8 protein-coding genes are annotated in these 7,866 nt (G+C 72.8%); 3 read left to right on the top strand and 5 right to left on the bottom strand.

The genetic code is table 11. The annotated features are described in order from the left end of the window. Positions 1 to 80 precede the first annotated feature (80 nt). The gene (locus AB0C84_RS44810; RefSeq protein ID WP_361078732.1) at positions 81 to 1,172 is read right to left on the bottom strand and encodes an ATP-dependent DNA ligase; all 1,092 of its coding nucleotides are present in this window, start codon (positions 1,170 to 1,172) and stop codon (positions 81 to 83) included. Positions 1,173 to 1,236: 64 nt separating this feature from the next. On the opposite strand from AB0C84_RS44810, the gene AB0C84_RS44805 reads away from it, so the two are divergent. Both AB0C84_RS44805 and AB0C84_RS44800 read left to right on the top strand, forming a co-directional pair. Continuing rightward, positions 1,237 to 1,938, top strand: coding sequence for a dihydrofolate reductase family protein (locus AB0C84_RS44805; RefSeq protein WP_361078729.1), 702 nt, complete (start codon positions 1,237 to 1,239; stop codon positions 1,936 to 1,938). A gap of 175 nt (positions 1,939 to 2,113) precedes the next feature. Further along, positions 2,114 to 2,515, top strand: a complete 402-nt coding sequence (locus AB0C84_RS44800; RefSeq protein ID WP_258939607.1) for a hypothetical protein — start codon at positions 2,114 to 2,116, stop codon at positions 2,513 to 2,515. A gap of 10 nt (positions 2,516 to 2,525) precedes the next feature. Here AB0C84_RS44800 and glgX read toward each other — a convergent pair whose 3' ends face one another. The 4 genes from glgX to AB0C84_RS44780 form a co-directional block, all read right to left on the bottom strand. Continuing rightward, positions 2,526 to 4,634: a glycogen debranching protein GlgX gene (glgX, locus tag AB0C84_RS44795; protein WP_361078726.1), complete on the bottom strand. Its 2,109-nt coding sequence runs from the start codon at positions 4,632 to 4,634 to the stop codon at positions 2,526 to 2,528. Between the two features lie 93 nt (positions 4,635 to 4,727). Next, positions 4,728 to 5,312, bottom strand: coding sequence for a GNAT family N-acetyltransferase (locus tag AB0C84_RS44790; protein WP_361078723.1), 585 nt, complete (start codon positions 5,310 to 5,312; stop codon positions 4,728 to 4,730). Between the two features lie 54 nt (positions 5,313 to 5,366). Beyond that, on the bottom strand, positions 5,367 to 5,942 hold the full coding sequence (locus AB0C84_RS44785) for a DUF4262 domain-containing protein (protein WP_258939610.1): 576 nt from the start codon (positions 5,940 to 5,942) through the stop codon (positions 5,367 to 5,369). Between the two features lie 54 nt (positions 5,943 to 5,996). Then, positions 5,997 to 6,860 (bottom strand): hypothetical protein, encoded by an 864-nt coding sequence (locus AB0C84_RS44780; protein WP_361078720.1) that lies wholly within the window; start codon positions 6,858 to 6,860, stop codon positions 5,997 to 5,999. Positions 6,861 to 6,952: 92 nt separating this feature from the next. On the opposite strand from AB0C84_RS44780, the gene AB0C84_RS44775 reads away from it, so the two are divergent. Further along, on the top strand, positions 6,953 to 7,747 hold the full coding sequence (locus AB0C84_RS44775) for an SAM-dependent methyltransferase (protein ID WP_179847494.1): 795 nt from the start codon (positions 6,953 to 6,955) through the stop codon (positions 7,745 to 7,747). Positions 7,748 to 7,866: the final 119 nt, after the last annotated feature.

Here is a 7,866-nt window from a genome sequence, read left to right as displayed (position 1 = left end):
GGCGACCATCATGTGCGACCAGAAGTCGCCGAACGCCCGCGTCCGGTCTCGATCGGGGACCGGCGCCGGGCCGCCCGCCCTCAGCGGTCCACGCGCGGGTTCGTCGCCGGGCCCCCGAAGATGTCGTCGAGGTCGTAGGCCACCGGCACCTCCAGCTGGGCATAGGTGCAGGAGCCGGGCGTCCGGTCGGGGCGCCAGTTCCGGAACCGGGCCGTGTGCCGGAACCGGTCGCCCTCCATCGCCTCGTAGGCCACCTCCACCACCAGATCGGGGCGCAGCGGCACCCAGCTGAGGTCCTTCTTGCCGGTCCACCGGGAGATCGCACCGGGCATGCGGTCGACGGTGGCCTCCGACTGGTTCGCCCACTCGGCCCACGGGTGCTGGGACAGATCCTCCAACCGGTAGGGCTGCAACTCCTCGACCAGCTCGGCGCGGCGCTTCATCGTGAACGAGGCCGCGACGCCGACGTGCTGGAGGTTGCCCTCGGTGTTGTAGAGCCCGAGCAGCAGCGACCCCACGATGGGCCCCGACTTGTGCCAGCGGAAGCCCGCCACCACGCAGTCGGCCGTCCGCTCGTGCTTGACCTTGAACAGGACGCGCTTGTCGGGCTCGTACGGGGTGTCGCGCGGTTTGGCGATGACGCCGTCGAGCCCGGCGCCCTCGAACTCGTCGAACCAGCGCAGCGCCAGCTCGTAGGAGTCGGACGCGGGCGTGACGTGGATCGGCGCCTTGACACCGGCCAGGGTGTCGACGAGCCGCTGCCGCCGCTCTCCGAGCGGCACCTCCATCAGCGACTCGTCGCCGAGGGCGAGCAGGTCGAACGCCACGAACGACGCCGGAGTCTGCTCCGACAGCAGCTTGACCCGCGACGCGGCCGGGTGGATGCGCTGCTGGAGGGCGTCGAAGTCGAGGCGCGTCCCCCGGGGCAGCACGATCTCGCCGTCCACCACGCACCGCTCGGGCAGCTCGCGCCGCGCGGCCTCGACCAGCTCGGGGAAGTAGCGGGTGAGCGGCTTCTCGCCGCGGCTGGACAGCTCCACCTCGTCGCCGTCGCGGAAGACGATGCAGCGGAACCCGTCCCACTTCGGCTCGTACAGCAGGTCGCCCTTGGGCATGGTCTTGACCGCCTTGGCCAGCATCGGCGGCAGCGGCGGGCTGATCGGCAGGTCCATGCCCCCCATCTTGCGCCCCGGCACCGACAAAAGAGCCCCCGGGGGGTCCGATAATGTGCAGGTCATGCGCCGTCTGCTGCCCGAGCCCTCCGCCGGCGGCGTCGATCCCTACGACGCCTACGGTGACCTGCCGCGCCTGCGGCTCGGCATGGTCATGAGCGCGGACGGCTCCGTCACCGACGCCGAGGGCTGGACCGACGGCCTCGGCGGCGCCGCCGACTTCCGCGTCTTCCGGAGCCTGCGCGCCCTGGCCGGCGCGATCCTCGTCGGCGCCGGGACCGTCCGCACGGGCCGCCTCGGCCCGGCGCGCCTGAGCGGCGACCTCCGCGCGCGCCGCGGCGGGCCGCCCGCGCCGATCGTGGTGGTGAGCCGCTCCCTCGACCTCGACTGGACGCTCCCGCTCTTCACCGAGGCCGAGACGCCCACCGTCGTCGTGACGACTCGCGACGCCCGGGCCAAGGTCCCGGGCCACCTCCAGGTGGTCGCCGAGGGCGAAGACGACGTCGACCTCCCCGTGGCCGTGAGGGTCCTGCGCGAGGACCTCGGCTACGGGCATCTCCTCTGCGAGGGCGGCCCGTCCCTGGCCACCGCGCTCATCAAGGCGTCCCTCGTGGACGAGCTGTGCCTCAACATCGCGCCCGCCCTCCTCGGAAGCGCGCGCCACACCCGCCTGCTGGAGGGCCTGGACGCCGAGGTGCCGCTCGACCCGGCCGCCCTCTATCTGGACGAGGGCGTGCTGTTCGTCCGCTACCGGTTGCCGGCGTAGCGCAGGGCCGGGCGTCCGGCGGCGACGACGCCGGCGCGCTCCCGGAATCCCCGGCCGCACCCGGCCGGCGGTGACGGTCCGTCCCCCAATCTGCACGAATCCGTCATGCCGGAAGCGTTGGGAGGCGACACTAGGCGGCAGGGGGACGGGTGAGAATCTCACGAAAGGAGCGGGGGTGGAGTACGCCGCATTGGGCGCGTGGATCATCGCCGCCGTCGCGGGCGGGTACCTGCTGGTCGTGTGGGTGGTCAACGGGGGGCGTTCGACCAAGGTGACGCGGTTCCCGCGCCTGGTCGTGGTGGGGCATCCGCTCTCGGCCGTCGCGGGACTGGCCGTGTGGATCGTCTACGTCGTCACGGGGAACGCCGCCTACGCCTGGGTCGCCTTCGCGGCCCTGCTCGTCATCATCTTCCAGGGACTGCTGCTCTTCACCCGCTGGCTCGTCGGCCGCGGCGGCCGCCACGCCAGGGGAGCGGAGCAGGCGTTCCCGGCCGCGGCGGTCGCCGTCCACGGCGCGGTGGCGGTCGCGACGTTCGTCCTGGTCTTCCTGACCGCGCTGGAGGTCGGCCGGGCGTGAGCCCCGCGGCTCACGCCCCGCGCCGCAGGACGAGCAGCGCGCGGTCCCCGACCGGCACGACGTCGCGGGCCTTGAGCCGGGGACGGTCGCCGACCGTGCCCGGCTCGGCGGTGTCGAGGGCGAACTCCCAGCGCTCGCCGTACTCGGCGCCGGGCAGCGTGAACTCGACCGGCTCCGACCCGGCGTTGACCAGCAGGAGGAACGAGTCGTCCCGGACGCGGCGGCCGCGCGGGTCGGGCTCGGTGATGGCGTCGCCGTTGAGGAACACGCCGAGGGACTTGGCGAAGCCGACGTTCCAGTCCTGGTCGGTCATGCTCTCGCCGGCCGGGGTCAGCCAGGCGATGTCGGCGGCGGCGCCGCGGCCCGTCCCGGTGAAGAAGCGCCGGCGCCGGAACACCGGGTGGTCGTGGCGCAGGCGCGACAGGAGCCGGATGAACTCCATGTCGCCCGAGTCCTCCCAGTGGACCCAGGCGATCCCGTTGTCCTGGCAGTAGGCGTTGTTGTTGCCCTCCTGCGTGCGGCCGATCTCGTCGCCGTGGGACAGCATCGGCACCCCCTGCGACAGGAACAGCGTCGCGAGGAAGTTGCGGCGCTGCCGGGCCCGCAGTTCGAGCACCCCGGGGTCGCGGGAGGGGCCCTCCTCGCCGCAGTTCCACGACCGGTTGTCGTCGGTGCCGTCCCGGTTGTCCTCGCCGTTGTCCTCGTTGTGCTTGTGGTCGTAGGACACCAGGTCGGTGAGCGTGAACCCGTCGTGGCACGTCACGAAGTTGATGGACGCGAACGGGCGGCGCGCGCTGTGCTCGTACAGGTCGGAGGAGCCGGTCAGCCGCGACGCGAACTCCGGCATGGTCGCGTACGAGCCGCGCCAGAAGTCGCGGACGGTGTCGCGGTACTTGCCGTTCCACTCCGTCCACAGCGGCGGGAAGTTGCCGACCTGGTAACCGCCCTCGCCCACGTCCCACGGCTCGGCGATCAGCTTCACCTGGGACACGACGGGATCCTGCTGGACGAGGTCGAAGAACGCGGCCAGCCGGTCGACGTCGTGCAGCTCGCGGGCCAGCGCCGAGGCGAGGTCGAAGCGGAACCCGTCGACGTGCATGTCCAGGATCCAGTAGCGCAGCGAGTCCATGATGAGCTGCAGCGCGTGCGGGTTCCGGACGTTCAGCGAGTTGCCGCAGCCGGTGTAGTCGAGGTGGTAGCGCTTGTCGTCGTCGCGCAGCCGGTAGTACGAGGCGTTGTCGATGCCCCGGAACGACAGCGTCGGGCCCAGGTGGTCGCCCTCCGCCGTGTGGTTGTAGACGACGTCCAGGATGACCTCGATGCCCGCCTCGTGCAGGGCGCGAACCATCGCCTTGAACTCCAGCACCTGCTCGCCGGACTGCCCGGAGGAGCTGTAGGAGTTGTGCGGCGCGAAGAACCCGATCGTGTTGTAGCCCCAGTAGTTGTCCAGGCCCCGCGCCACCAGGGCGTGCTCGGGGACCGACTGGTGCACCGGCATCAGCTCGACCGCCGTCACCCCGAGGTCGAGGAGGTGGTCGATCATCACCGGGTGCGCGAGGCCCGCGTAGGTCCCGCGCTGCTCCTCCGGGACGGCCGGGTGCAGCTTCGTCAGGCCCTTCACGTGCGCCTCGTAGATGACGCTCTCGTGGTAGGGGACGCGCGGCGACCGGTCGTCGCCCCAGTCGAAGAACGGGTTGACCACCACGTTCTTCGGCATGTACGGGGCGCTGTCGTCCTCGTTGAGCGCGTCGGGGTCGGCGAACCGGTAGGAGAACAGCGCCTCGTGCCAGCGGATCAGCTCGCGCCGCGTGGCGCCCGCGACGGCCTTGCCGTACGGGTCGAGCAGCAGCTTGGCCGGGTTGCAGCGGTGCCCCTCGCGGGGGTCGAACGGCCCGTGCACCCGGTACCCGTAGCGCTGGCCGGGCCCGATGCCGGGCAGGTAGCCGTGCCAGACGAACCCGTCCACCTCGGGCAGGTCCCGCCGCGTCTCGCGCCCCTCGGCGTCGAACAGGCACAGCTCGACCCGCCGGGCCACCTCCGAGAACAGCGCGAAGTTCGTGCCCGTACCGTCCCACGTGGCGCCCAGCGGATAGGGGTCCCCGGGCCACACCTCCCGCATGCTCCCCCACCCCTCGGCCGGTTCGTCCTGGCCCGTCGATTGTGGCCTACCCGCACCCTTCCCCGCGCGCCGCGGCCTTTCACCACACGCGTGTCATTCCGCCGCGGCGCCGCGGGGGAGGCGCCAGACCACCTCCTCGTCGCGGGTCTCGCCGGTGCGGCGCAGCCCGATCCTGGACGCGACGGCCGCGGACGCGAGGTTGCCCGGGTGGACGGTCGCGACGACGTCGCGGACGCCGTGCGCCCCGAGCCAGTCCATCAGCGCGCGGGCGGCCTCGGTCGCGAAGCCGAAGCCCTGGTAGGGCATGCCGACCACCCACGCGACCGACGCGACGAGCCGCGGCGGGCCCGGCGTGACCGTCGACCCGGCCGCGGCGGGCGTCACGGCGAAGCCCGGCGGCGCCGGGGCGACCGTCGCCTGCACGTAGCCGACGGCCTGGCCGTCCCGGGCGCGGCGGACGATCCAGTTCAGCCAGTACTCCTGGTGGTAGGGCGCCGGGCCCGCGACCAGGTGCGCGTAGCGGGCGCGCAGCTCCTCGCGCGTGAGGGGCTCGCCGCCGATGTAGCGGTGCAGGCGCGGATCGTCCAGGACGGGGGCCATCTCGTCCGCGTGGTGGACCGCCAGCGGCTCCAGGACGAGGCGCTGGGTGCGGATGGTGTCGGCGATCGGCCCGTACACCCGCCGATCGTACGCTCTCGCGGCCCGGTGGCCCGGCAGCGCGTGCGGTGGCCGTCAGAGCCGCCACTCGGACCGCTGGTCGGACAGCCGCCGCGTCCAGGCGCCGGCCGGGTGCTGGCGCGGGTGGAGCCACAGCCACGGCTGGGAGTGCCGGAACGGCAGGTCGGTGCCGGGCTGCCACGGGAACAGGCCGTCCCCGTTGGGCCAGACGACCTGCAGGATCGGCAGCGGCGGACGCCGGTAGAACGCCACGGCGCCGCCGAACAGCCCGTCGAACCAGTGCGGGTCGACGTCCCGGAAGGCGGCCTGCTGCCCCCGCACGACGCCGTCGCGGCGCTCGCCGTCCGCGGGGCCGCGGCCCTCGGCGGTCTCGCGGCCGAGCATGTTGAGGATCTCTTCCGTCTCGTACACGTCCCCTCCGAACAGCGCGAGTTCGGGGGCGCCGTGGCTGTGCCACAGGCCGACCGTGTACGCCCAGCCGGGCCCGTCCTCGTCCGGCTGGACGAGGACGACGCTCCACCCGTACTGGGTGATGTGCACGATCGTGCGGAGCTGGAAGTTGTCGAGGCGGTCGCGGTCGCCGTAGTCACGGCACATCACGCAGGTGCATGAGGGGCGATCGCCGGACATGACCCTCAGTTTACGATCAATGGACCCTGGGCGAGCATGCGGTGACGCGCAAGCTCACCAGAACACGCCGGTGTCGCGCGGCGGCGCCTCGTTCCCGTTCCGGACGCCGGGGCCGCGCAGGCTCCGGACGGTCCTGCCCCACAGCATGGCGCCGAGCAGCATGGCGGCGGGCATGCCGAGGGGCAGCGCCGTGAGCGGCGCGGCGGACGCCACGTCCAGGGCCGTCCCGCCGAGCAGGCCGGCGACGCCGAGGTCGGCGCCGTGGCGTCCCGCGCCCAGCGGAAGCGCCAGGAGGGCGGCGGCGACGGCGAGCCCGGCCGCGGGCGCCGCCAGCGCGCGGCGCCGGACGAAGAAGGCCAGCGCCACGCCCAGCGCCCCCAGCAGGGGCAGCGCCATCACGCCGGCCCAGCGGGCCGGTTCCGGCCTCATGCCGATCCGGAGGACGGGCGCCGGAACGCCCTTGCGCAGGTGCCAGAGGTGATTTCCGGATATGTCAGGACGCACCGTTGCGGGTACCGGCGGAAGCCGCAATTTCATGGCCGTGTCGTCGAAACCCCGCGCGACGAGTTCGCGCGCCGCGCCTGAAGTGTCGATTCGCAGGAACGGCCTGCGTCCCGTCCGGTACGCGCGGTCGATCTCGGCGCGGGCGAACGGCGCCCCGCGGTCCTTTCTCGTGCGGACCCGGATGCCCTCGGCGCCCGGGAAAAGCGCCCCGGCGATCCGCCGTGCGAGAGCCCGCACGTCGGCGTCCGACCGGAGCCGTCCCGCCGCGTACAGATCGACGCGGGCGCCGCCGCCGGCCAGGAGGACGACCTCGAGCCGCGCCCGCTGCTGCCGCGGCGGTGCCCCGCCGCAGCCGGCGAGCAGGGCGAGCGATATCAGGCTTATCGCGACCGCGGCAAGCCGCCGAAAACACACCCAGGGCCTCGCTTCGTCGGTCGGTGTCGCGGCGCCAGAAGAATGATCTATTTTATGCGCGACCACCCGTGGAGCACAGTAGGGAGAAGACCATGGCCGACGACCCGGTCAACGCGATCGACACCTCCGTTCCGCACTCCGCGCGGATATGGAACTACTGGCTCGGCGGTAAGGACAACTACCCGGTCGACCGCGAGGCCGGTGACCAGTACGTCAGCATCTATCCCGGGATCGTGGACATCGCGCGGACCGGCCGGCACTTCCTGGCCCGCGCCGTCCGGTACCTGGCGGGGGAGGCGGGCGTCCGCCAGTTCCTGGACGTCGGCACCGGGCTGCCCACCGTCGACAACACCCACGAGGTGGCGCAGCGCGTCGCGCCCGAGGCGCGCATCGTGTACGTCGACAACGACCCGCTCGTGCTGTCCCACGCGCACGCCCTGCTGACGAGCCGTCCCGAGGGCGAGACCAGCTACATCGAGTCCGACATGCGGGACCCCGAGCAGATCCTCCGGATCGCCCGGGGCAGGCTCGACTTCGACCGCCCGATCGCCCTGATGCTGATGGGCGTCCTCGGGCACGTCGACTCCTATGACGAGATCCTGCACATCATCCGGACGCTGATGGGCGGCCTGCCGTCCGGCAGCCACCTCGCCCTGTACGACGACACCGACACCGACGAGGCCCACAACAAGGCGCAGCAGGAGTACGACGACACCGGCGCCGTCCCGTACCGGCTGCGCCGCCCCGAGCAGATCGCCGGGTACTTCGACGGCTTCGAACTGGTCGAGCCCGGCGTGGTGGCCTGCGAGAAGTGGCGCCCCGAGCCGAGCCCGTTCGGCGAGACGCCGAGCACCTCGACCCTCTGCGGAGTCGCCCGCAAGCCCTGAGGAGGACGCGCGGCCGGACGAGGCCGTCGGCCGGGGGGCGGCGCACCCGGGGGTTTGCGCGGGGGGGGGTTGGGGGTGGGGCGGTAGGGAGAGCGGGGGGGGGGGGGCAGGGGGTGAGG

Origin of the sequence: Actinomadura sp. NPDC048955 (assembly GCF_040649435.1) — a bacterium.
Taxonomy (GTDB): domain Bacteria; phylum Actinomycetota; class Actinomycetes; order Streptosporangiales; family Streptosporangiaceae; genus Spirillospora; species Spirillospora luteofluorescens.
The sequence above is the reverse complement of the archived record's forward strand: the minus strand, read 5'-3'. Positions and strand labels throughout refer to the sequence as shown.

Excerpts from the sequence above, each read along its gene's own strand:
- AB0C84_RS44805 (WP_361078729.1), top strand. The coding sequence starts at position 1,237 with ATGCGCCGTCTGCTGCCCGAGCCCTCCGCCGGCGGCGTCGATCCCTAC.
- glgX (WP_361078726.1), bottom strand. The coding sequence starts at position 4,634 with ATGCGGGAGGTGTGGCCCGGGGACCCCTATCCGCTGGGCGCCACGTGG.
- AB0C84_RS44810 (WP_361078732.1), bottom strand. The coding sequence starts at position 1,172 with ATGGACCTGCCGATCAGCCCGCCGCTGCCGCCGATGCTGGCCAAGGCG.
- AB0C84_RS44775 (WP_179847494.1), top strand. The coding sequence starts at position 6,953 with ATGGCCGACGACCCGGTCAACGCGATCGACACCTCCGTTCCGCACTCC.
- AB0C84_RS44785 (WP_258939610.1), bottom strand. The coding sequence starts at position 5,942 with ATGTCCGGCGATCGCCCCTCATGCACCTGCGTGATGTGCCGTGACTAC.